Annotated in this window: 20 protein-coding genes; 14 read left to right on the forward strand and 6 right to left on the reverse strand. The window is 73.0% G+C overall.

The window, feature by feature from the left end; all coding sequences use genetic code 11:
• Positions 1-20 precede the first annotated feature (20 nt).
• The 3 genes from pheS to PZC42_RS17370 are packed head-to-tail and all read left to right on the forward strand — an operon-like array spanning position 21 to position 4,481.
• A complete protein-coding gene (gene pheS / locus PZC42_RS17360) occupies positions 21-1,082 on the forward strand; it encodes a phenylalanine--tRNA ligase subunit alpha (protein ID WP_277212850.1) in 1,062 nt (353 codons plus the stop codon).
• Entirely contained in the window at positions 1,082-3,655 is a 2,574-nt protein-coding gene (gene pheT / locus PZC42_RS17365) for a phenylalanine--tRNA ligase subunit beta (RefSeq protein ID WP_277212851.1), read from the forward strand. Before pheS ends, pheT begins: the two co-directional genes overlap by 1 nt.
• Complete coding sequence (locus tag PZC42_RS17370; RefSeq protein ID WP_277212852.1) at positions 3,648-4,481, forward strand: SDR family NAD(P)-dependent oxidoreductase; 834 nt, start codon at positions 3,648-3,650, stop codon at positions 4,479-4,481. The genes pheT and PZC42_RS17370 overlap by 8 nt, the downstream gene beginning before the upstream one ends.
• A gap of 6 nt (positions 4,482-4,487) precedes the next feature.
• Here the strand turns inward: PZC42_RS17370 and PZC42_RS17375 are convergent, their stop codons facing one another.
• From PZC42_RS17375 to PZC42_RS17400, 6 genes are all read right to left on the reverse strand, one after another.
• A complete protein-coding gene (locus tag PZC42_RS17375) occupies positions 4,488-5,267 on the reverse strand; it encodes an LLM class F420-dependent oxidoreductase (protein WP_277212853.1) in 780 nt (259 codons plus the stop codon).
• Positions 5,268-5,276: 9 nt separating this feature from the next.
• A complete protein-coding gene (locus PZC42_RS17380; protein ID WP_277212854.1) occupies positions 5,277-5,927 on the reverse strand; it encodes a response regulator in 651 nt (216 codons plus the stop codon).
• Positions 5,924-7,072: a sensor histidine kinase gene (locus tag PZC42_RS17385; RefSeq protein ID WP_277212855.1), complete on the reverse strand. Its 1,149-nt coding sequence runs from the start codon at positions 7,070-7,072 to the stop codon at positions 5,924-5,926. The genes PZC42_RS17380 and PZC42_RS17385 overlap by 4 nt, the downstream gene beginning before the upstream one ends.
• Positions 7,073-7,086: 14 nt before the next feature.
• A complete protein-coding gene (locus tag PZC42_RS17390) occupies positions 7,087-7,728 on the reverse strand; it encodes a DUF2306 domain-containing protein (protein WP_277212856.1) in 642 nt (213 codons plus the stop codon).
• Between the two features lie 117 nt (positions 7,729-7,845).
• Entirely contained in the window at positions 7,846-8,643 is a 798-nt protein-coding gene (locus PZC42_RS17395) for a methyltransferase domain-containing protein (protein WP_277212857.1), read from the reverse strand.
• A gap of 45 nt (positions 8,644-8,688) precedes the next feature.
• Complete coding sequence (locus tag PZC42_RS17400) at positions 8,689-9,672, reverse strand: quinone oxidoreductase family protein (RefSeq protein WP_277212858.1); 984 nt, start codon at positions 9,670-9,672, stop codon at positions 8,689-8,691.
• A 72-nt stretch (positions 9,673-9,744) separates the two neighbouring features.
• Between PZC42_RS17400 and argC the strand changes: the two genes are divergently transcribed.
• The 11 genes from argC to tyrS all read left to right on the forward strand — a co-directional run bounded on the left by argC (position 9,745) and on the right by tyrS (position 21,061).
• Complete coding sequence (argC, locus tag PZC42_RS17405; RefSeq protein ID WP_277212859.1) at positions 9,745-10,824, forward strand: N-acetyl-gamma-glutamyl-phosphate reductase; 1,080 nt, start codon at positions 9,745-9,747, stop codon at positions 10,822-10,824.
• Entirely contained in the window at positions 10,821-12,011 is a 1,191-nt protein-coding gene (argJ, locus tag PZC42_RS17410; RefSeq protein WP_277212860.1) for a bifunctional glutamate N-acetyltransferase/amino-acid acetyltransferase ArgJ, read from the forward strand. Before argC ends, argJ begins: the two co-directional genes overlap by 4 nt.
• Positions 12,008-12,952: an acetylglutamate kinase gene (gene argB, locus PZC42_RS17415; RefSeq protein ID WP_277212861.1), complete on the forward strand. Its 945-nt coding sequence runs from the start codon at positions 12,008-12,010 to the stop codon at positions 12,950-12,952. Before argJ ends, argB begins: the two co-directional genes overlap by 4 nt.
• Entirely contained in the window at positions 12,949-14,205 is a 1,257-nt protein-coding gene (locus tag PZC42_RS17420; RefSeq protein WP_277212862.1) for an acetylornithine transaminase, read from the forward strand. Before argB ends, PZC42_RS17420 begins: the two co-directional genes overlap by 4 nt.
• On the forward strand, positions 14,205-15,137 hold the full coding sequence (argF, locus tag PZC42_RS17425; RefSeq protein ID WP_277212863.1) for an ornithine carbamoyltransferase: 933 nt from the start codon (positions 14,205-14,207) through the stop codon (positions 15,135-15,137). The genes PZC42_RS17420 and argF overlap by 1 nt, the downstream gene beginning before the upstream one ends.
• The gene (locus PZC42_RS17430) at positions 15,134-15,670 is read left to right on the forward strand and encodes an arginine repressor (protein ID WP_277212864.1); all 537 of its coding nucleotides are present in this window, start codon (positions 15,134-15,136) and stop codon (positions 15,668-15,670) included. The genes argF and PZC42_RS17430 overlap by 4 nt, the downstream gene beginning before the upstream one ends.
• A 46-nt stretch (positions 15,671-15,716) precedes the next feature.
• Positions 15,717-16,946 carry an argininosuccinate synthase gene (locus tag PZC42_RS17435; RefSeq protein ID WP_277212865.1) on the forward strand — a complete coding sequence of 410 codons (1,230 nt, stop codon included), beginning with the start codon at positions 15,717-15,719 and terminating at the stop codon, positions 16,944-16,946.
• A gap of 2 nt (positions 16,947-16,948) precedes the next feature.
• Entirely contained in the window at positions 16,949-18,409 is a 1,461-nt protein-coding gene (gene argH, locus PZC42_RS17440; protein ID WP_277212866.1) for an argininosuccinate lyase, read from the forward strand.
• Between the two features lie 4 nt (positions 18,410-18,413).
• Positions 18,414-19,016 carry a uridine kinase family protein gene (locus tag PZC42_RS17445; RefSeq protein WP_277212867.1) on the forward strand — a complete coding sequence of 201 codons (603 nt, stop codon included), beginning with the start codon at positions 18,414-18,416 and terminating at the stop codon, positions 19,014-19,016.
• Between the two features lie 9 nt (positions 19,017-19,025).
• Positions 19,026-19,703 carry a DNA-3-methyladenine glycosylase gene (locus PZC42_RS17450; protein ID WP_277212868.1) on the forward strand — a complete coding sequence of 226 codons (678 nt, stop codon included), beginning with the start codon at positions 19,026-19,028 and terminating at the stop codon, positions 19,701-19,703.
• 98 nt (positions 19,704-19,801) lie between these two features.
• Positions 19,802-21,061 carry a tyrosine--tRNA ligase gene (tyrS, locus tag PZC42_RS17455; RefSeq protein ID WP_277212869.1) on the forward strand — a complete coding sequence of 420 codons (1,260 nt, stop codon included), beginning with the start codon at positions 19,802-19,804 and terminating at the stop codon, positions 21,059-21,061.
• Positions 21,062-21,470 lie beyond the last annotated feature (409 nt).

A 21,470-nucleotide genomic window follows, 5' to 3' on the forward strand; every position in this document is an offset into this window, starting at 1 on the left:
CCCCTCGCAGGAAGGCAAGCATGACTGCGCCTGAAACGCTGCCCGACCCGTTGGACACCGCCGCCCTGGACGCGGCGGTCGCCACCGCCCTCGCGGACGTCGCCGCAGCGCGCGACCTGGACGACCTGAGGTCTGCCCGTACCCGGCACACCGGGGACCGGAGCGTGCTGGCCCTGGCCAACCGGGCCATCGGTGGGCTGCCCGGTCCGGACAAGGCCACCGCCGGCAAGAACCTCGGCCCGCGCCGCGGGCAGATCGCCCGCGCCCTGGCGGCGCGCCAGGTCGAGCTGGAGGCAGAGCGCGACGCGCGGGTGCTCGTCGAGGAGACGGTCGACGTCACGCTGCCGACGGACCGCTCGCCGCTCGGTGCCCGGCACCCGATCGAGCTGGTCCAGGAACGGGTCGCCGACTTCTTCGTCGGCCTCGGTTGGGAGATCGCCGACGGCCCGGAGGTCGAGGCCGAGTGGTTCAACTTCGACGCCCTGAACTTCGGCCCCGACCACCCGGCACGCCAGATGCAGGACACGTTCTACGCCCAGGACCCGGACGGCAAGCCGAACAACCTGGTGCTGCGCACGCACACCTCGCCGGTGCAGGCGCGCTCGCTCCTCGAACGCGGTGTGCCCCTCTACATCGCCTGCCCGGGCAAGGTGTTCCGCACCGACGCCCTGGACGCCACCCACACCCCGGTGTTCCACCAGGTCGAGGGGCTCGCGGTGGACAAGGGCCTGACGATGGCGAACCTGGTGGGCACGCTCGACGCCTTCGCCCGGGCGATGTTCGGTCCCGAGGCCCGCACGCGGCTGCGTCCGAGCTTCTTCCCCTTCACCGAGCCCAGCGCCGAGATGGACCTGTGGTTCCCGCAGAAGAAGGGCGGGGCCGGCTGGATCGAGTGGGGCGGTTGCGGCATGGTCCATCCCAACGTGCTGCGCGCTGCCGGGGTGGACCCCGAGGAGTACTCGGGCTTCGCCTTCGGCATGGGCATCGAGCGCACGCTCATGCTGCGGCACTCCATCGCTGACATGCACGACATCGTGGAGGGCGACGTGCGCTTCTCCCTCCAGTTCGGGACGGAGATCTGATGCCCCGCATCGTTGCTGACTGGCTCGCCGACCATGTCGACCTGCCCGCGGACCTGACGACGGAACAGCTCGCTGCCGACCTGGTGCGGGTCGGTCTCGAGGAGGAGGAGATCCACCCGGCTGCCGTCTCGGGTCCTCTCGTGGTGGGCCGCGTGCTCGAGCTCACCGCCGAGCCGCAGAAGAACGGCAAGACGATCAACTGGTGCCGCGTCGACGTCGGTCCGGAGCACAACGACGCGGACGGCGCTCGCGGGGTGGTGTGCGGTGCGCACAACTTCGACGTCGGTGACCTCGTCGTGGTGTCGCTACCCGGAACCGTGCTGCCCGGCGGGTTCGAGATCGCTGCGCGCAAGACGTACGGCCACGTCTCGGACGGCATGATCTGCTCGGTCCGTGAGCTCGGGATCGGCGAGGACCACGACGGCATCCTCGTGCTCACCCGCGCGGGCTTCGACGCGGCGTCCCTGGCCCCGGGCCAGGACGCGATCGCCCTGCTCGGGCTGGGCGACGAGGTGCTCGAGATCAACGTCACGCCCGACCGCGGCTACGCGTTCAGCTACCGCGGTGTGGCACGTGAGTTCGCGCACTCCACGGGCGCCGCCTTCACGGACCGCGGGCTGCCGGAGTCGCTGCCCACGCCACCGCCCGGCCCGACGGCGGACGGGTTCGCCGTCGAGGTGGACGACGCCGCGCCGATCGACGGCCGGGTCGGTTGCGACCGGTTCGTGACCCGCGTGGTGCGCGGTGTCGACCCCTCGGCGACGACCCCGCCCTGGATGAAGCGTCGGCTCGAGGGCTCGGGCATGCGTTCGATCTCGTTGGCCGTCGACGTGACCAACTACGTCATGCTCGACCTGGGCCAGCCGCTGCACGCCTACGACCTCGACCAGGTCGCCGCGCCGATCGTGGTGCGCCGTGCGGTGGCGGGGGAACGGCTGACCACGCTCGACGACGTCGACCGGACGCTGGACGGCGAGGACCTGCTCATCACCGACTCGCCCGCCGGAGAGCGCGGTGCCCGGGTGCTCGGGATCGCCGGTGTCATGGGCGGCGCCTCCTCCGAGGTGAGCGCCACGACGACGGACGTCCTGGTGGAGGCGGCGCACTTCGACCAGATCACGGTGGCCCGCTCGGCACGCCGTCACCGGTTGCCGTCGGAGGCCGCCAAGAGGTTCGAGCGCGGTGTGGACCCGCGGTTGCCCGCGGTCGCGGCGCAGCGCGTCGTCGACCTGCTGGTCGAGCTCGGCGGCGGTACCGCGGACCCGGCGGTCAGCGACCTCGACACCACGGTGGCTCCCGCGGCGATCGAGCTGGACGTCACGCTGCCGTCGCGCACGGCCGGTGTGCCCTACACGCCCGACCAGGTGAACGGCATCCTGTCCCAGATCGGCTGCACGATCGCCGAGGGCGTGGCGGGCTACGTGCTGGTCACGCCACCGACCTGGCGGCCCGACCTGACGGAACCGGCGACCCTGGTCGAGGAGGTCGTGCGGATCGCCGGCTACGACCAGATCCCGTCGGTGCTCCCCGCCGCAGCAGGTGGTCGAGGACTGAGCCCGGAGCAGCGCACCCGCCGTTCCGTGGCCCGTGCGCTCGCGGACGCCGGCCTCGTCGAGGTGCTGTCGTACCCGTTCGTGAGCGAGGCGGACCTCGACGCCCTCGGACTTCCGCCCGACGACGCCCGTCGTACTGCCCTGCGGCTGGCGAACCCGCTGGCGGAGGACAAGCCGCTGATGCGGACCAACCTGTTGGTCACGCTCCTGGAGACCGCACGGCGCAACGTGTCGCGCGGTCTGGGCGACGTGTCCGTGTTCGAGATCGGTCTCGTGACGCGCCCCGCGGTGGACGCCCCAGCGGCACCGCAGCTGCCGGTCGGCGTCCGGCCCGCACCGGACGAGCTCAGCATGCTGGCCGAGGCCGTGCCCGACCAGCCGCGCCGCGTCGCGGGAGTGCTCGCCGGCGCGGCCGCTCCGGCGGGATGGTGGGGGCCGGGCCGCAGCGTGGACTGGGCCGACGCGCTCGAGGCCGCCCGGCTCGTGGCCACGACGGCAGGGGTCGAGCTGACGGTCAGCAACGACCGGGATCACCTGCCCTGGCACCCGGGCCGGTGCGCACGGCTGGAGATCGGGACGGGCGAGGCCCGGCGTACCGTCGGGCATGCCGGTGAGCTGCACCCTCAGGTCGTCGAGAGGCTCGGGCTGCCGGCCCGCACGGCGGCCTTCGAGGTGGACCTGTCCGCGATGGTCGCCGCCGCGAACGGCGAACCCGTGGTGGCGGCGCCGGTCTCGGCGTTCCCTGCCGCCAAGGAGGACTTCGCCTTCGTCGTCGACGCCTCCACCCCGGCCGCCGACGTGCGTGCCGCGATCGTGGCGGGTGCGGGCGAGCTGCTCGAGGACGTCGCGCTGTTCGACGTCTTCACCGGCGAGCAGGTCGGCGAGGGCAAGAAGTCGCTGGCGTACTCCCTGCGCCTGCGCGCGGCCGACCGGACGTTGTCCGCCGACGAGGTGCGGGCGGTGCGCGACGGCGTCGTCGAGGCGGCCTCCGAGAGGATCGGGGCGGTGCTGCGTGGCTGAGCAGGTCCCGCCGGCCCGGACGGCACTGGTCACCGGTGCGAGCCGCGGCATCGGCCGCGCGGTCGCGCTCGACCTGGCGGCGCGCGGGGTGAGTCTTGCCCTGGTGGCACGTGACGAGTCGGCGCTGCGCGGCGTGGCCGACGACGCCGAGCGGGCCGGCGGCCGCGCCGTCCCCGTGGCGGCAGACGTCGCCGACCCGGACGCGGTGCGCCGCGCCGTCGACGTCGCGGAGTCGGCTCTCGGCTCGATCGACCTGCTGGTCAACAACGCCGGGATGATCGAGGAGGACCTGCCGCTGTGGGAGGCTGACCCGTCGCAGTGGTGGTCGGTGTTCGAGGTGAACGTGCGCGCGCCGTTCCTCTTCGACCGCTGCACGGTGCCGGGCATGCTCGCCCGAGGTGGTGGGCGCATCGTCGACCTGGCCTCGGGGGCGAGCTCGCACGAGATGCGTGGTGGCTACAGCGCCTACAGCGCGAGCAAGACCGCGCTGGTACGGATGGGCGCCCATCTGCACGGCGACGGGTTCGGACGAGGGCTGCGCGTCTTCGAGCTGGCCCCTGGTGTGGTGCGCACCGACATGTCGACGTCGATGCCGATCCATGCCGGCCGCACGCAGTGGACCGAGGAGTCCGCGGTGACCGACCTGGTCGGTGCCATCGCCGAGGGCCGCCTCGATGCGTGCTCGGGCTGGTTCCTGCGTGCTTCGCACGACACGCCGGAGTCGTTGCGGCGCCTGGCGGCGGGAGCACCGGCGACGGCCCGCCGGCTGCGTGTGCTGCCCGCCGGGCCCCAGGACCCGCTCGCCGGTGACCTGACCGGGCGCTGACCCGGCTCAGGACCGTTCGTCGCGCCAGGCGACCCACGGCCTCACGAGGTCCAGGTCGAAGTCCGGCCCGCTGGTGCCGATGGTGAACAGCGTGGCGCCGGCGGCGGTGAGATCGTCGGCCACCTCCTGCGGCGGGCGCTTGACCCCGACGGACCGTTCGACGAGGCGGGCCGTGTCCCGCCCGACGTCGGCGCCGTGCGCGTCGAGGATGCCCGACTTGCGGCGCAGGGTGTCGGCGCTGCCGAAGGAGTGCCAGACGTCGGCGTGCTTGGCGACGAGACGCAGCGTCTTCTTCTCGCCACCGCCGCCGATGAGCAGCGGGATCTGACGCACCGGCGCGGGGGCGCCTGCTGCGAGTCGTGCGCGGATGCGGGGCAGCGCGTCGCCGAGGGCGGCGATGCGTGTACCGGCCGTGCCGAACTCGTAGCCGAACTCCCGGTAGTCCCTCTCGTTCCAGCCGGCGCCGATGCCCAGGATGAGCCGCCCGCCGCTGATGTGGTCGACGGTACGGGCCATGTCGGCCAGCAGGTCGGGGTTGCGGTAGCCGTTGCCCGTGACCAGCGCACCGATCTCGACCTGTTCGGTCTGCTCTGCCCAGGCGCCGAGCATCGTCCAGCACTCGAAGTGCTGGCCGTCCGGGTCCCCGGAGAGCGGGAAGAAGTGGTCCCAGTTGAAGACGATGTCGACGCCGGCGTCCTCGGCGCGCAGCACCGTGTCGCGGATCGTGGCGTAGTCGGCGTGCTGCTGGCCGAGCTGGTAGGCGATGCGCACCGGGCGTGGGGTCACGCTGGCACGCTAGCTCCCGGTGAGGCCGGACTCAATGGCCCAACGCGCGACCTCGACGCGGTTGCGGGTGCCGGTCTTGGCCAGGACGGCGCCCAGGTGGGTCTTGACGGTGCTCAGGCTCAGGTGCAGCTCGGCGGCGACCTCACCGTTGGTGCGCCCGGCCGCCACCCGGCGCAGCACGGCCTCCTCGCGGTCCGTCAACGGTTCTGCGGGTGCCGGGGGGCGGGGCGCGCTGTCGGCGAAGTGGGCGAGCAGCCGCACCGTGACCGTCGGGTCGATGAGCGCGTCCCCGGCGGCAGCCGCTCGCACGGCCTGTGCGAGCAGGTCCGGGCCGGCGTCCTTGAGCAGGAACCCTCGGGCGCCGGCCCGGAGCGCCGCGTGGACGTGCTCGTCCAGGTCGAACGTGGTGATGACCACCACGGGGATCGGGTCGGCGACACCGGGTCCGGCGATCTCCCGGGTCGCGGCGACGCCGTCGAGCACGGGCATGCGGAGGTCGAGCAGGCAGACGTCGGGGCGGTGGGCGCGGGCGAGGCGCACGGCCTCGCCACCGTCGGAGGCCACCGCGACCACCGAGATGCCGTCCTGTGCGTCCAGGATGGTCCTCAGGCCGGTGCGGACGATCTCCTGGTCGTCGGCCAGCAGCACCCGGATCGTCACGAGGTCGCCCCGGCGGGCAAGGTCGCTGCGACGGTCCAACCACCGGCGGGATCGGGTCCGGCGGTGCAGCGGCCTCCGAGGAGGGCGGCGCGCTCCGCCATCCCCGTCAGGCCGTGCCCGGCCGCCGGCGGGGCCGCCACCGGGGGGCCGTCGTCGTGCACACGCAGGAGCAGGCTGCCCTCCACACGGTCGAGGCTGATCTGCACCTGCGTCGCCGTCGCGGCGTGCCGCCGGGTGTTCGTCACCGCCTCCTGGGCCAGGCGGTAGACGGCCGTGGCGAGCGTCGCCGACACCGGGCCGACGTCGTCGGCCACCTGGACGTGCACGGCCGGGCCGTGACGGCCGTCCGGACGCGCCAGCGCTGCCAGGTCGGCCAGGCCTGGGGCGGGGCGCCGCAGGGGCTCGTCGTCCTCGGCGCGCAGCGCCCCGACGATCGTCCGCATCTCGCCGAGCGCGGCCCGTGCCTCCTGCTCGACGGACCGGAGGGCGTCGAGTGCGGCGGGTGGGTCGGCGGTGGCGACGACCTGGCCGGCCTGCGCCCGCACGGCGATCGCCGAGAGGGTGTGCGCGAGGGTGTCGTGCAGGTCGCGGGCGATGCGGGCGCGTTCGTGCAGCCGCGCCCGGTCGAGGTCGCGGCTGCGCGCCGCGACGCGGTACCGCACCAGCTCGCCGAGCACGGCGACCAGGACCAGGAACGCGGCCCCGCCCAGCAGGTCGCTGGTGCCTCCCGTCGGCACGAGGGCCGAGACACCGAAGCCGCCGAGGAGCAGCACCGAGCCCAGCGCGATCGCCCGCCCCGATCCCCAGCGGAAGAGTGCGTAGGGGGCCAGGATCAGGGCGACGGCGGTGTACAGGGTGGTGGGGACGTGCCCGGCGGCGAGCTGGGAGAGCTCGAGCGCGCTGCCGCCGAGCGTCGCGAGCGCCACCAGACCCAGTGGGTGGACACGGCGCCAGGGCAGCGCCGCGAGCGCCACGACGGTGACCGCGACGGTCGCCGCCGGCCAGACGACGTCGGTGCGCAGCACACCCTCGAGCACGGCGACCGTGACGAGTGCACCGCCGAGGAGCCAGTCGCGGCGACGTGGCGGCGCCGCCCCGGGGGCAGGGCCGCGGTCCAGAAGGCGCCGGACCCCGGTTCGCTGCACGTGGTCGATCCTATTCATGACCGCCTCCGTCGGGCGATGACCCACTCGGCGACGGCGGCGTTGATCCCCCAGCCGAGGCCCATGGCGAACGGATGGACCCAGCTCGGGGGGTCGTCGAGGTTGATGGTCGGTCCGGCGGTGAGCACCTGGGTGCCGGCCCCCATGCCGAGGGCGTAGGCACGGGTCATCCAGGCGCCGTGCTGGGCGTACCGGTGCCGCGCCAGGGCGATGACGGCCAGGGTGAGCTGGGCGAGCATCGCCGCACCGACCACGTACCTGATGACCGACAGGGCGCCGTCGTGACCGGGCGGCATGTCGTAGGTGGCGGTCATCCAGATGCCGCTGCCCGCGGCGAGGGCACCGGCCGGGACGAGAGCGACCCCTGCCGCACGGTGCCAGGCGTGGTGGTCGCGGCGGACGCGCAGGGAGAACTGGAAGGCGCCGACGACGGCGTAGAGGGTGGCGGCCACGACGTGGACGACGATCGGGGCGGGGTCGGCGACGAACCGGGCGTTGTCGACCGTCGCCTCGCCGAGGTCGCCGAGGCGCCATGCGCTGGCGGCAGCGGGGACCGCGGCGAGGACGAGCAGACCGGCCACGGCCAGCCGGTTGCGGGTGTCGGACGCGCTGCTGCGCGGGCTTGCTGTCGTGGTCATGGAACCGATCGTGCGGTGCGGGGCGGCGCCGGCACATCGGCCGAGGGGCCGGGGCAGGCTGGCCGACCGGCCGGAGGTTTCCGGCCGGCCGGTGCTCGGCCGGCCAGAGGCGCTCGGTCAAGCGGCGCGGGTCGCGACGGCGAACACGCGCCGGAAGGCGAGCGGCGTCCCGTAGGCCTGCTCCGGGTAGGCCGCGCGCAGTGCCGCGCCGTACTCCGTCTCGAACGCCGCGCGCAGGGTGGTGCCGTGGGCGACGTCGTGGGCGGCCAGGGCGTGCAGCGTGGGCTGCGCCCCCGTGGCCGAGATCCATCGCAGCACCGGGTTCGGCCCGTCGAGCACGTGCGTGTACGTGGTCTCCCAGGCGTCGACGGACCAGCCCGGGGCGGAGAGGAGGTCGAGGTACTCGGCGGGGCCGGCCGTCGTGCGCCGTGGCACGGGGCCGACGACGGCGGCGTACGGCGCGCGAGCCGCGGTCTCCCGCAGCAGCGTGTGGCTGGGCGCGTCGTGGTTGCCGGGGACCTGCAGGGCGAAGGTCCGCGTGGCCGTCGCCGCCAGGGGGGCCAGGAGCTCGCGGTGCCCGGGGACCCACTGCAGGGCCGCGTTGCTGATCACGAGGTCGGCACCGGTGACGCTCGTGCGGCCACGCGCGTAGTCCCTCAGGTCGGCGAGCTCGTAGCGGGCGCCGGGGTCGGTGTTCTCGGCGACCGCCCGCTCGACCATGGCGGGGGAGGCGTCGAGGCCGAGGACGTCCGCGGTGGGCCACCGTGCACGCAGGAGCGCGGTGAGGTGGCCGGGTCCGCAGCCGAGGTCGACCACCGTGGCGGGTTCGTCGGGGACACGGGCGAGGAGTTCGGCGAACGGGCGGGAGCGTTCGTCGGTGTACTGCAGGTAGGCGGCAGGGGACCAGTCGGCCACAGCAATCTCCTTTGATGTCGAGTATCTTGACATCAAGATATACCGCTACGGCAGGAGCAGCACCTTGCCGGTCGTCGAGCGGCCCTCGAGAGCCGTGTGCGCCGCGACGGCGTCCGCCAGCGGGTACGTCGAGCCCACGCGAACGTCCAGGTCGCCCTCGGCCGCCGCGCCGAGGACGGCGCCCGCGCGCCACTCGAGCTCGGCGCGGGTCGCGGTGTAGTGCCCGAGCGTGGGCCGTGTGACGTACAGCGACCCGCCCGCGTTGAGCCGCTGCAGGTCGAACGGGGGTACCTGGCCGGAGGCGCCGCCGAACAGCACGAGCGTCCCCCGTCGGCGCAGGGACGCGAGAGAGGCGTCGAACGTCGCCGCGCCGACGCCGTCGTACGCCACGTGCACCCCGGCGCCGTCGGTGAGCTCGCGCACGACGGCGGGGAGCTCGGTGGCGAGGTCCTCCATCGTCGCGTAGTCGATCGTGTGGACGGCGCCCGCCGCGGCGGAGAGCGCGGCCTTCTCCGGCGACGACACGGTGGTCACCACCCTGCCGCCGCGTGCCGCGGCGAGCTGGGTCGCGAGCAGCCCGACGCCGCCGGCCCCGGCGGTGAGGAGGACGTCATGGCCGAGGCCCACCTCGAAGGTCGAGGCGACCAGGTAGTGGGCCGTCATGCCCTGCAGGGGGAGCGCCGCGGCTGTCGTCAGGTCCAGCCCGGCGGGGACGCGGACCGCGACGGCGGCACGGACGACGGCGAGCTCGGCGTACGAACCGGGGGCTTCGTGCCAGGCCACCCGGTCCCCGACGGCGAACCCGGCCACGTCCGGCCCGCAGGCCTCCACCGTGCCGGAGCCCTCGACGCCGACGACGTGCGGGAAGTCCATCGGGTAGACGCCGGCACGCCGGTAGGTGTCGATGAAGTTCACCCCCGCGGCAGCCACCCGCACGAGCAGCTCGCCCGGCCCGGGCTCCGGGTCGGGGCGCTCGGTGTACTCCAGGACCTCGGGACCGCCCGCGGCGCGGGCCACGACTGCACGCATGGTCCGAGCCTACGACCTCGCTGGCATGGAATATCTTCGCCAGCGTTCGCATAGGTATGTATAGTGGTGCGCATGGTCAGCACACCGGACGCCCCCACCCGGCTCCGCGTCGCCGTCGCCGGTGCGTCGGGCTACGCCGGCGGAGAGTTCCTGCGCCTCGCCGCGGCGCACCCGCACCTCGACGTCGGAGCGGTCACCGCCCACTCCAACGCGGGCAGCCGTCTGGGTGAGCTGCAGCCGCACCTGCGGTCGCTGGCCGACCGCGTGCTCGAACCCACCACGGCCGAGGTGCTCGCCGGGCACGACGTCGTCGTGCTCGGGCTGCCGCACGGCGCGTCCGGCGAGATCGCCGCCCAGCTGCCCGACGACGTCCTCGTCCTCGACCTCGGCGCCGACCACCGGCTCGTCTCGGCCGCGGACTGGGAGTCCTTCTACGGCTCCGCCCACGCCGGGACGTGGCCGTACGGTCTGCCGGAGCTGGTCCACGCCGACGGGTCGCGCCAGCGCGACCACCTGGTCGGTGCCCGCCGCATCGCGGTACCCGGGTGCAACGTGACCGCCGCCACCCTCGGCCTGCAGCCCGGGGTTGCGGCCGGGCTCGTGAGTCCGACCGACATCGTCGCCGTCCTCGCCAACGGCTACTCCGGCGCGGGCAAGGCGCTCAAGCCGCACCTGCTCGCGGCCGAAGGCCTCGGCGCCGCCGCGCCCTACGCCGTCGGCGGCACCCACCGGCACATCCCCGAGATCGCGCAGAACCTGCGCACCGCAGGAGCGCCGGAGGTCTCGATCAGCTTCACCCCGACGCTCGTGCCGATGTCGCGCGGAATCCTCGCCACCCTCACCGCGCGGCTGGCTCCGGGCCACGACGGCGCGAGCCCCGACGACGTCCGCGCCGTCTGGGAGCAGGCCTATGCCGACGAGCCCTTCGTCGACCTCCTGCCCGCATGGCAGTGGCCCTCGACGGCGGCGACCCTCGGTGCCAACACCGCGCTGGTGCAGGTGGCCCTCGACGAGGCCGCCGGCCGCGTCGTCGTCGTGGTGGCCCTCGACAACATCGTCAAGGGCACCGCCGGCCAGGCGGTCCAGGCGATGAACCTCGCACTCGGCCTGCCGGAGACGGCCGGTCTCGTCACCGAAGGAGTCGCACCGTGACCGTCACCACCCCGCAGGGGTTCCGGGCCGCCGGTGTCGCCGCCGGTCTGAAGTCGACCGGCGCACGCGACGTCGCGCTCGTCGTCAACGACGGTCCGCGGCGCACCGCAGCCGCCGTGCTCACGTCCAACCGGGTGCAGGCCGCCCCCGTGGTCTGGACCCGGCAGGCCGTGTCCGACGGCGCGGCCCGCGCCGTCGTGCTGAACTCCGGCGGAGCGAACGCCTGCACCGGTCCAGAGGGTTTTGCCGACACGCACCGCACGGCCGAGCACGTCGCCGCGGTCCTGAGCGCGTCCGCGACGCGCCCGGAGGACGAGGTCGGTGCTGGCGACGTCCTCGTGTGCTCCACCGGCCTCATCGGCCTGCGGCTCGACCTGGAGGCCCTGCTGGGCGGCGTCGACACCGCCGCGGGCTCGCTGGTGCCCGACGGCGGCACGGACGCCGCGCAGGCCATCATGACCACGGACACGGTCGCCAAGACCGCGGTCGCCGCGCGGCAGGGGTGGAGCGTCGGTGGCATGGCCAAGGGGGCCGGCATGCTGGCCCCCGGCCTCGCCACCATGCTCGCCGTCATCACCACCGACGCGGTGGTCGACGCCGCCACGGCGGACTCCGCCCTGCGTGCCGCCACCCGGACGACGTTCGACCGGGTCGACTCCGACGGCTGCATGTCCACGAACGACACGGTGATCCTGCTGGCCTCCGGCGCGTCCGGGACCGAGGTCAGCGAGCCCGAGCTGACCGAGGCGGTCGGCGCGGTCTGCGCGGACCTCGCCCGACAGCTCGTCGCCGACGCCGAGGGAGCGAGCCACGACATCGCGGTCACCGTGGCGAACGCCACGACGGAGGACGCCGCGGTCGCCGTGGCGCGGGCCGTGACGCGGTCCAACCTGTTCAAGGCCGCGATCTTCGGCAACGACCCCAACTGGGGACGCATCATCTCTGCCGCAGGCACCGTCCCGGAAGACGTCGCCCCGTACGACCCGCTGGCGCTCGACGTCACGGTCAACGGGGTCCAGGTGTGCCGCGGGCAGGGCGTGGGCGAGCCCCGCGAGCTGGTCGACCTCGCGGCCGGCCGCGAGGTGCACGTGGAGGTCGACCTGCACGCGGGCGACGCGACCGCCACGGTCTGGACCAACGACCTCACGCACGACTACGTCCACGAGAACAGCGCGTACTCCTCATGAGCGATCCCCAGGCCCATCACCCCGCCTTCGACACGCGCACCGGCCTGCGCCCCGACCAGAAGGCCGAGGTCCTCATCGAGGCGCTGCCCTGGTTGCAGGAGTTCGCCGGGGCGCTCGTGGTGGTCAAGTACGGCGGCAACGCCATGATCGACGACGACCTCAAGGCGGCGTTCGCCCAGGACATGGTCTTCCTGCGCCAGGTCGGCCTGCGACCGGTCGTCGTGCACGGCGGTGGCCCGCAGATCTCGAAGATGCTGGACCGCGTCGGCATCACCTCGGAGTTCCGGGGCGGGCTGCGCGTCACCACGCCCGACGCCATGGACGTGGTGCGCATGGTGCTCACCGGCCAGGTGCAGCGCGAGCTCGTCGGCCTGCTCAACGCCCACGCGCCGAGGGCCGTGGGGCTCTCGGGCGAGGACGCCGGCCTGTTCGCCGCCGTGCGTCGCCAGGCCACCGTGGACGGCGAGCTGGTCGACGTCGGCCTGGTGGGGGACGTGGTGCGGGTCAACCCGTCCGCGGTGCAGGACCTGCTCGACGCCGGTCGTATCCCGGTGGTCTCCACCGTCGCGCCCGACATCGACGACCCCACCCAGGTGCTCAACGTCAACGCGGACACCGCCGCATCGGCGCTCGCGGTGGCGCTCGGCGCGAAGAAGCTCATCGTGCTCACTGACGTCGAGGGTCTCTACACGAGCTGGCCCGACCCTGCCTCGCTGGTGGAGCAGATCACGGCCGGCGAGCTGGCGAGCCTGCTCCCGACGTTGACCTCGGGCATGGTGCCGAAGATGGAGGCGTGCCTGCGCGCCGTCCAGGGTGGCGTGCCGCGCGCCTCGGTGATCGACGGCCGACTGCCGCACTCCGTGCTGCTGGAGGTCTTCACCTCGCGTGGCAACGGCACGATGGTCGTCCCCGACCCCGACCCTGTGAAGGCCGACGCATGAGCAAGATCACCACCACGCAGCGCGACCTGAGCACCCAGGGGTGGACGGAGGCGTACACCCGCTCGGTGATGGACACGTTCGGCCCGCCGCAGCGCATCCTGGTGCGCGGTGAGGGGGCGTACGTGTGGGACGCCGAGGGAACGCGGTACCTCGACCTGCTCGCCGGGATCGCCGTCAACGCCCTGGGCCACGCGCACCCGACCCTCACCGCGGCCGTGAGCGCCCAGCTGGGCACGCTCGGGCACGTGTCGAACTTCTTCGGGACGCCCACGCAGATCACGCTGGCCGAGCGTCTGCTGCAGCTCGCCGAGGCGCCGGAGGGCTCCAAGGTGTTCTTCACGAACTCCGGCACCGAGGCCAACGAGGCGGCCTTCAAGATGGCGCGCCGGACGGGGCGTACCCGGGTGCTGGCGCTCGAGGGCGGGTTCCACGGGCGGACCATGGGTGCGCTCGCCCTGACCCACAAGCCGGCGTACCGCGAGCCCTTCGAGCCCCTGCCCGGCGGGGTCGAGCATCTGCCCTTCGGCGACACCGACGCCCTGGAGGCCGCGTTCTCACCGGCGGTCGTCGCCGAGCGCGGCGAGGTCGCGGCGCTCGTGGTCGAGCCCCTGCAGGGCGAGGCGGGCGTGCGCGCGCTGCCCGAGGGCTATCTCGCCCTGGGGCGGCGGCTCACGAGCGCAGCCGGCGCCCTGCTCGTGCTCGACGAGGTGCAGACCGGCATGGGGCGCACCGGCTCGTGGTTCGCGTTCCAGCAGCAGGAGATCGGCGGGGGTGTCGTGCCCGACGTCGTCACGCTCGCCAAGGGTCTCGGTGGCGGATTCCCCGTGGGCGCCGTCATCGCCCTCGGAGAGCACGCCGCGACGCTGCTCGGGCGAGGCCAGCACGGCACCACGTTCGGCGGCAACCCGGTGGCCGCCGCAGCGGCGCTCGCCACCATCGGCGTCATCGAGCGGGACCGCCTGCTCGCCCACGCCCAGGAGGTCGGTGAGGTGCTGCGCCGGGCGGTCGCGGCGGGGGAGAACCCGCTGGTTCGAGGCGTCCGCGGGCGAGGGCTGCTGCTGGCCGTCGAGCTCACGCGTCCGGTGGCGCCGCAGGTGGCTGCGGCCGCGCTGGACGCCGGCCTCATCGTCAACGCGGTCGCTCCCGACGCGATCCGGCTGGCACCGCCCCTGGTGCTGACCGTCGACCAGGCCCTGGACGCCGCGCGGTTCTTCGCCGGCGTGACCGTACCCGAGAACCCGGAGGAGGAGTGATGCCCCGCCACTTCCTGCGCGACGACGACCTCACGCCCGCCGAGCAGCACGACGTGCTCGAGCTCGCCATGGCGTTCCGCGAGGACCGCACCGTGCGCACACCGCTCGCCGGCCCGCAGGGCGTGGCCCTGCTCTTCGACAAGCCGACGCTGCGTACCCAGCTGTCCTTCTCGACGGGGATCGCCGAGATGGGAGGCTTCCCTGTCGTGGTCGACGGCCGCCTCGCCCAGGTGGGCGAGCGCGAGTCCGTCACGGACGTCACCCGGGTGCTCGACCGGCAGGTCGCCGCGATCGTGTGGCGCACGTACGGCCAGCATCGGCTCGAGGAGATGGCCGCCGTCTCCCGCGTCCCGGTCGTGAACGCGCTGACGGACGACTTCCACCCGTGCCAGCTCCTGGCAGACCTGGTCACGATCGCGCAGCACCGCGGAGGCCTGTCGGCCCTGCCGGGCCAGCGCCTCGTCTACGTCGGTGACGCGGCCAACAACATGGCGGTGTCGTACCTGCTCGCCGGGGCGACCGCCGGTCTGCACGTCGTGGTGTGCGGCCCTGACGGGTACCTGCCGACGGACGACGTCGTGGACCGCGCCGGCCGGATCGCCGCGACCACGGGCGGGTCCGTCGCCGTCACCACAGACGCCGAGGCCGCCGTCGCCGGTGCCGACGTCGTGGTGACCGACACGTGGGTGTCCATGGGCGACGAGGACTCCGCCGCGCAGCGGGTGGCGGACCTGCTGCCGTACCAGGTCACCGCCGAGCTCATGGCGCGCGCGAAGGACGACGCGATCTTCCTGCACTGCCTCCCGGCGTACCGTGGCAAGGAGGTCGCCGCCGAGGTCATCGACGGCCCCCGGTCCGTCGTCTGGGACGAGGCGGAGAACCGCCTGCACGCCCAGAAGGCGGTCCTGACGTTCCTGCTGGAGCAGGGATGACCACGACGCCCGCCCACGGCCCGCTCACCACGAGGGCGGCCCGCCACGCCCGCATCGTGGAGATCGTGCGGCGCACGGCGATCCACTCCCAGGCGGAGCTCGCCCGCGAGCTCGCCGACGAAGGACTCACCGTCACCCAGGGCACCCTGTCCCGGGACCTCATCGAGCTGCGGGCCGAGAAGGTCCGCAACGCCACCGGCACCCTCGTGTACGCCGTGCCCGGGGAGGGCGGGGACCGCAGCGTGCGGGCAGCCGGCGTCGGCGGCCACGACGACGGGTACCTCGCGGCCCGCCTGGCCCGGCTCTGTGCGGACCTGCTCGTCTCGGCCGAGGCGTCCGGCAACCAGGTCGTGCTGCGCACCCCGCCGGGAGCGGCCAACTACCTGGCCTCCGCCATCGACCACTCCGTCTTTCCCGGGGTCCTCGGCTGCATCGCCGGGGACGACACGATCCTGGTGATCGCCCGTGATCCCGCCGGCGGCGACGAGCTCGCCACCCGGTTCCTCGAGCTCACCGCGTCACCTGACGCCTGAGCCTGTCAGACTCGACCCCTACCGCACAGCTAAGGATGAAACCCTCATGACTGAACGCGTCGTGCTCGCCTACTCCGGCGGCCTGGACACCTCCGTCGCGATCGGCTGGATCGCCGAGGCCACCGGTGCCGAGGTCGTCGCCGTCGCCGTCGACGTCGGCCAGGGTGGCGAGGACATGGAGATGATTCGCCAGCGCGCCCTCGACTGCGGTGCCGTCGAGGCGTACGTCGCCGACGCGCGCGACGAGTTCGCCGACGAGTACTGCATGCCCGCGCTCAAGGCCAACGGTCTGTACCTCGACCGGTACCCGCTCGTCTCCGCGATCTCGCGGCCGGTGATCGTCAAGCACATGGTGCGCGCCGCCCGGCAGTTCGGGGCGCAGACCGTGGCGCACGGCTGCACAGGCAAGGGCAACGACCAGGTCCGCTTCGAGGTAGCCACCACCTCGCTCGCGCCCGACCTCAAGTCGATCGCCCCGGTGCGCGACCTGGCCCTGACGCGGGAGAAGGCGATCGACTACGCCGAGAAGCACGACCTGCCGATCGCGACGACGAAGAAGAACCCGTTCTCGATCGACCAGAACGTGTGGGGCCGGGCCGTCGAGACCGGCTTCCTCGAGGACATCTGGAACGAGCCGACCAAGGACGTCTACTCCTACACGGACGACCCGACGTTCCCGCCGGTCGCCGACGAGATCGTCGTCACCTTCGCCGAGGGCGTGCCCGTCGCGCTCGACGGCGTCGCCGTCTCCCCGCTCCAGGCGATCATGGAGATGAACCGCCGCGCCGGCGCCCAGGGCGTGGGCCGCATCGACATCGTCGAGGACCGCCTCGTGGGCATCAAGTCTCGCGAGGTCTACGAGGCGCCGGGTGCCATGGCGCTCATCGCCGCCCACCAGGAGCTCGAGAACGTCACCCTCGAGCGCGAGCAGGCACGTTTCAAGAAGGGCGTCGAGCAGCGCTGGTCCGAGCTCGTCTACGACGGCATGTGGTTCAGCCCGCTGAAGAAGAACCTCGACGTGTTCGTCGACGAGACCCAGAAGTACGTCTCCGGCGACATCCGGATGGTCATGCACGGGGGCCGCGCCACCGTGACGGGACGCCGCTCGGAGGCGGCGCTGTACGACTTCAACCTCGCCACCTACGACGAGGGCGACTCGTTCGACCAGTCGCACGCCAAGGGCTTCATCGAGATCTACGGCCTGGCCGCCAAGCAGGCCGCCGCGCGCGACGAGCGCTTCGGCAACGGCCCGGACTTCGGCGTCGGGGACCTCTGAGCATGGCCGACATCGAGAAGCACTCCGACGGCGGCACGGACGGCACCCTCGACGCGCCGGCCTCGGTGAGCCTGTGGGGCGGCCGGTTCGCCGGCGGCCCCGCGCCGGAGCTGCAGGCACTGTCGCAGTCCACCCACTTCGACTGGCGGCTCGCGGCGTACGACGTCGCGGGCTCGCGGGCGCACGCGCGCGTGCTGCACCGGGCAGGTCTGCTCGACGACGACGAGCTCACGGCCATGCTCGACGCCCTCCGCCGGCTGGAGGCCGACGTCGAGGCCGGGACGTTCCTGCCCCAGCTCGGCGACGAGGACGTCCACACCGCCCTCGAGCGCGGTCTGATCGAGCGTGCGGGTGACGAGCTCGGCGGCAAGCTGCGGGCCGGACGGTCGCGCAACGACCAGATCGCCACGCAGGTGCGGCTGTACCTGCGCCAGAACGCGCGCACGATCGCCCAGCAGGTCGTCACGGTCGTCGACGAGCTCATCACCCAGGCGCAGGGCGCCGGTGACGCCGTGATGCCGGGCCGCACGCACCTGCAGCACGCTCAGCCGGTCCTGCTGGCGCACCACCTGCTGGCACATGCGTGGCCGTTGCTGCGCGACGTCGACCGGCTGATCGACTGGGACGTGCGGGCTGCGCGCTCGCCCTACGGGTCGGGGGCGCTCGCGGGTTCCTCACTGGGTCTGGACCCGGCCGCGGTGGCCGCGGAGCTCGGCTTCGACGGTCCGGTGGAGAACTCGATCGACGGCACGGCCGCGCGCGACGTCGTCGCGGAGTTCGCGTTCGTCGCCGCCATGATCGGGGTGGACCTCTCGCGGCTCTCCGAGGAGATCATCGCCTGGAACACCAAGGAGTTCGGGTTCGTGCGGCTCGACGACGCGTGGTCGACCGGGTCGAGCATCATGCCGCAGAAGAAGAACCCGGACATCGCCGAGCTGGCCCGAGGCAAGTCCGGGCGGCTGATCGGTGACCTGACGGGTCTGCTGGCGACGCTCAAGGGGCTGCCGCTCGCCTACAACCGCGACCTGCAGGAGGACAAGGAGCCGGTCTTCGACCAGGTCGACACGCTCACGGTGCTGCTGCCGGCGTTCGCCGGGATGGTCCGGACCCTGACGTTCGACACCGACCGGATGGCCGAGCTCGCTCCCCAGGGGTTCTCCCTGGCCACCGACGTCGCCGAGTGGTTGGTGCGTTCCGGCGTGCCGTTCCGGGTGGCGCACGAGGTCGCCGGCAGCTGCGTGCGTGTGTGCGAGGAGCGCGACATCGAGCTGTGGGACCTCTCGGACGCCGACCTCGCGGCCATCTCGAGCCACCTCACCCCCGAGGTGCGCGAGGTGCTGACCGTCGAGGGTTCCGTCGCCTCGCGCGACGCCGTCGGCGGTACGGCCCCGGTGCGGGTCACCGAGCAGCTCGAGGCCGCCAAGGAGCGGGCCACGGAGTACCGGTTCTGGGCCGAGGGCTGACCGGATGAGCGTCGGTCCGGACGTGCTCGCCGCCGTCGTGCGGCGGGTGCGGGCGGCACCGGCGCGCCTCCCGGGGCCGGGTGCGTCCCTGCCGTGGCGCCGCACCCGGCTCGTCTGTGTGGACGGCCCGGCGGGCTCGGGAAAGACGACGCTCGCGACCCAGGTCGCCGTCGAGCTCGCCTGCCAGGTCGTGCACATGGACGACCTCTACGAAGGTTGGGTGGCCGGGCCCGACGGCGGGGCGCAGCGACTGCGTGAGTGGGTGCTGGAGCCGCTCGTCGCCGGGAGGCCGGGGGAGTACCGGCGCTACGACTGGGCGGCGGCCGGCTGGGCGGAGCAGCATCGTGTGCCGCCGGCGCCGTTCCTGGTGGTGGAGGGCTGCGGGGCTGCCGCTCGGCAGGTCGATCCCTGGGCGGCCCTGCGCATCTGGGTGGAGGCCGAGGACGACGTGCGGCTGCGTCGCGGGCTGGCGCGCGACGGTGCGGCCGCCCGAGCGCACTGGCTGCGGTGGATGACCGACGAGGCCGCGCACTACGCTGCCGAGCAGACGCGGGAGCGGGCGGACGTCGTCGTCGACGGCTTCGGGCGCCTGCGTGCGACCGCCTGAGGAGGGGTGATGGGCGAGGCCTCGAGCGGAGCACCCGAGGCAGGTCCGGTGCCGTCGCAGGTCCCGGGCCCGTCCTGGTACGCGCGCAGCGTGCACGAGGTCGCGCGGGACCTGCTGGGCGCCTACCTGGTGCGACGGCACCCGGACGGAGACGTCGTCGTCCGCCTCACCGAGGTCGAGGCCTACGGAGGGACGGACGACCCGGCGTCACACGCTTTCCGTGGTCCGACGGCGCGCAACCGGTCGATGTTCGGTCGCCCGGGCCGCCTCTACGTCTACCGACACCTGGGGCTGCACCACTGCGTGAACCTCGTGTGCGGATCGGTCGGGGACGCCGGGGCGGTCCTGCTGCGTGCCGGCGAGGTCGTCGAGGGCCGGGAGCTGGCCCGGCGACGGCGTGAGGCGGCGGGCGTGTGCGACTCCGACCGGCAGATCGCTCGCGGTCCGGCTCGCCTCGCCGTCGCGCTGGCGATCGACCTGGACGACGACTCGGCCGACACGACGGAGTCCGGGGGCGACGTGGCCGTCCAGCTGCCGGTCGACCCGCTGCCGCGCACGATCGCGACCGGACCCCGCGTCGGTGTCGGAGGCGATGGTGCGGACCCTGCGCGCTTCGGCTGGAGGTCGTGGCTCGTCGACGAACCGACCGTCTCGGCCTACCGGCCCGTCGCGCGGCGCGTGCGCTGAGATGTGCGGCCGTCGGGACGTGTGGTGCGGGTGCCGACGTCGGGCAGACTAGGGGCGCGACCCGGCCGGGTCGCACGAATCGTCTGAAGGAGCACACGGTGACCGACGTTCTCGACGAGCTGCACTGGCGAGGCCTGGTGGCGCAGACCACCGACGAGGCCGCGCTGCGGGACGCGCTCTCGGAGGGCCCGATCGTGTATTACTGCGGCTTCGACCCGACGGCCCCCAGCCTCCACCACGGGCACCTCGTGCAGCTGCTCGTGCTGCGGCACCTGCAGCGCGCCGGACACCGCGCCGTCGCGCTGGTGGGTGGCGCCACGGGGATGATCGGCGACCCCCGCCAGTCGGGCGAGCGGGTGCTCAACACCAAGGAGACCGTGGCCGAGTGGACCGAGCGCCTCCAGGCGCAGGTGTCCCGCTTCCTCGACTTCGAGGGCGACAACCCGGCGATCCTGGTCAACAACCTCGACTGGATCGACGGGCTGTCGGCGATCGACTTCCTGCGGGACGTCGGCAAGCACTACCGGCTCGGCACGATGCTGGCGAAGGACACCGTGGCACGCCGGCTGAGCTCGGACGAGGGGATCAGCTTCACCGAGTTCAGCTACCAGATCCTGCAGGGCATCGACTTCCTGGAGCTGTACCGGCGCCACGGCGTGACCCTGCAGACGGGCGGCAACGACCAGTGGGGGAACCTCCTGTCCGGCGTCGAGCTGGTGCGCAAGACCGAGGGCGAGGCTGTCCACGTCCTGACGACACCGCTGATCACCAAGGCGGACGGCACCAAGTTCGGCAAGACGGAGGGCGGGGCGGTCTGGCTCGCTGCCGACATGATGAGCCCGTACGCGTTCTACCAGTACTGGCTCAACGCCTCCGACGCCGACGTGGTGGCGTGGCTCAAGATCTTCACGTTCCGCACCCGCCAGGAGATCGTCGAGCTCGAGCAGGAGGTGGCCGAGCGTCCCTTCGCCCGGGCGGCGCAGAAGGCGCTCGCCGCGGACGTCACGACGCTGGTCCACGGGCAGGAGGCGACCGACGCCGTCATCGCCGCGAGCCAGGCGCTCTTCGGACGCGGGGAGCTGACGGGGCTCGACGCGGAGACGCTCGGCGCCGCGACGGCCGAGCTGCCGCGCGCCGACGTCTCCGCGGGGACCTTGGTGCTGGACGCGTTGGTCGACAGCGGACTGGTGGCCTCGCGGGCCGCAGGACGTCGCGCGATCGCCGACGGCGGCGCGTACGTCAACAACGTCAAGGTCGTGTCCGAGGATGCCGAGCTGCGTCCGGAAGACCTGCTGCACGGCCGGTACGCGGTGCTGCGGCGCGGCAAGAAGACGCTCGCTGTCGCCGTCTCTCGGTGACCGAGGAGCCGTGAAACCTGCTCTGGCCTGCGGATTTGGTCCGCAGGCCAGAGCATGTGTAATGTTCTGGTCGTTCGCCCGGCAGGGAGGAACGAACACCGAGGAGACAGCCCGTCGGGCTGGGTACCGGTGGTCGGTCCCGCAGGTGGATGACCTCGAACCTTCGATCGGGTACAGTATTGTGTCCGATCAGTCGAGGACCCGGCAGTACTTTCCCGTCGACTTGGCTCGCTGAGAGCGGTTGACGGAGTGGAACAGTGCGGGTAAGGTTGAAGGGTTGCCCCGGACGGGGTCGGGATGGTTGTCCTGATCTTGGATGGTGTGCGTCGGTTGTTTGAGAACTCAACAGTGTGCTTGATAGTCAATGCCAAATTATTGAACCCTTTTGTGGGTTCTTTTGGATACAGAT

The sequence above is a fragment of the Isoptericola croceus genome, from assembly GCF_029382255.1.
Taxonomy (GTDB): Bacteria; Actinomycetota; Actinomycetes; order Actinomycetales; family Cellulomonadaceae; genus Isoptericola; species Isoptericola croceus.

Bases quoted from the DNA above. Each gene is read 5' to 3' on its own strand.
- PZC42_RS17430 (WP_277212864.1), top strand. From the start codon at position 15,134: ATGACCACGACGCCCGCCCACGGCCCGCTCACCACGAGGGCGGCCCGC.
- PZC42_RS17400 (WP_277212858.1), bottom strand. From the start codon at position 9,672: ATGCGTGCAGTCGTGGCCCGCGCCGCGGGCGGTCCCGAGGTCCTGGAG.
- PZC42_RS17390 (WP_277212856.1), bottom strand. From the start codon at position 7,728: ATGACCACGACAGCAAGCCCGCGCAGCAGCGCGTCCGACACCCGCAAC.
- pheT (WP_277212851.1), top strand. From the start codon at position 1,082: ATGCCCCGCATCGTTGCTGACTGGCTCGCCGACCATGTCGACCTGCCC.
- PZC42_RS17450 (WP_277212868.1), top strand. From the start codon at position 19,026: ATGGGCGAGGCCTCGAGCGGAGCACCCGAGGCAGGTCCGGTGCCGTCG.
- argH (WP_277212866.1), top strand. From the start codon at position 16,949: ATGGCCGACATCGAGAAGCACTCCGACGGCGGCACGGACGGCACCCTC.
- argF (WP_277212863.1), top strand. From the start codon at position 14,205: ATGCCCCGCCACTTCCTGCGCGACGACGACCTCACGCCCGCCGAGCAG.
- PZC42_RS17420 (WP_277212862.1), top strand. From the start codon at position 12,949: ATGAGCAAGATCACCACCACGCAGCGCGACCTGAGCACCCAGGGGTGG.
- argB (WP_277212861.1), top strand. From the start codon at position 12,008: ATGAGCGATCCCCAGGCCCATCACCCCGCCTTCGACACGCGCACCGGC.
- argC (WP_277212859.1), top strand. From the start codon at position 9,745: ATGGTCAGCACACCGGACGCCCCCACCCGGCTCCGCGTCGCCGTCGCC.
- pheS (WP_277212850.1), top strand. From the start codon at position 21: ATGACTGCGCCTGAAACGCTGCCCGACCCGTTGGACACCGCCGCCCTG.
- PZC42_RS17445 (WP_277212867.1), top strand. From the start codon at position 18,414: ATGAGCGTCGGTCCGGACGTGCTCGCCGCCGTCGTGCGGCGGGTGCGG.
- PZC42_RS17435 (WP_277212865.1), top strand. From the start codon at position 15,717: ATGACTGAACGCGTCGTGCTCGCCTACTCCGGCGGCCTGGACACCTCC.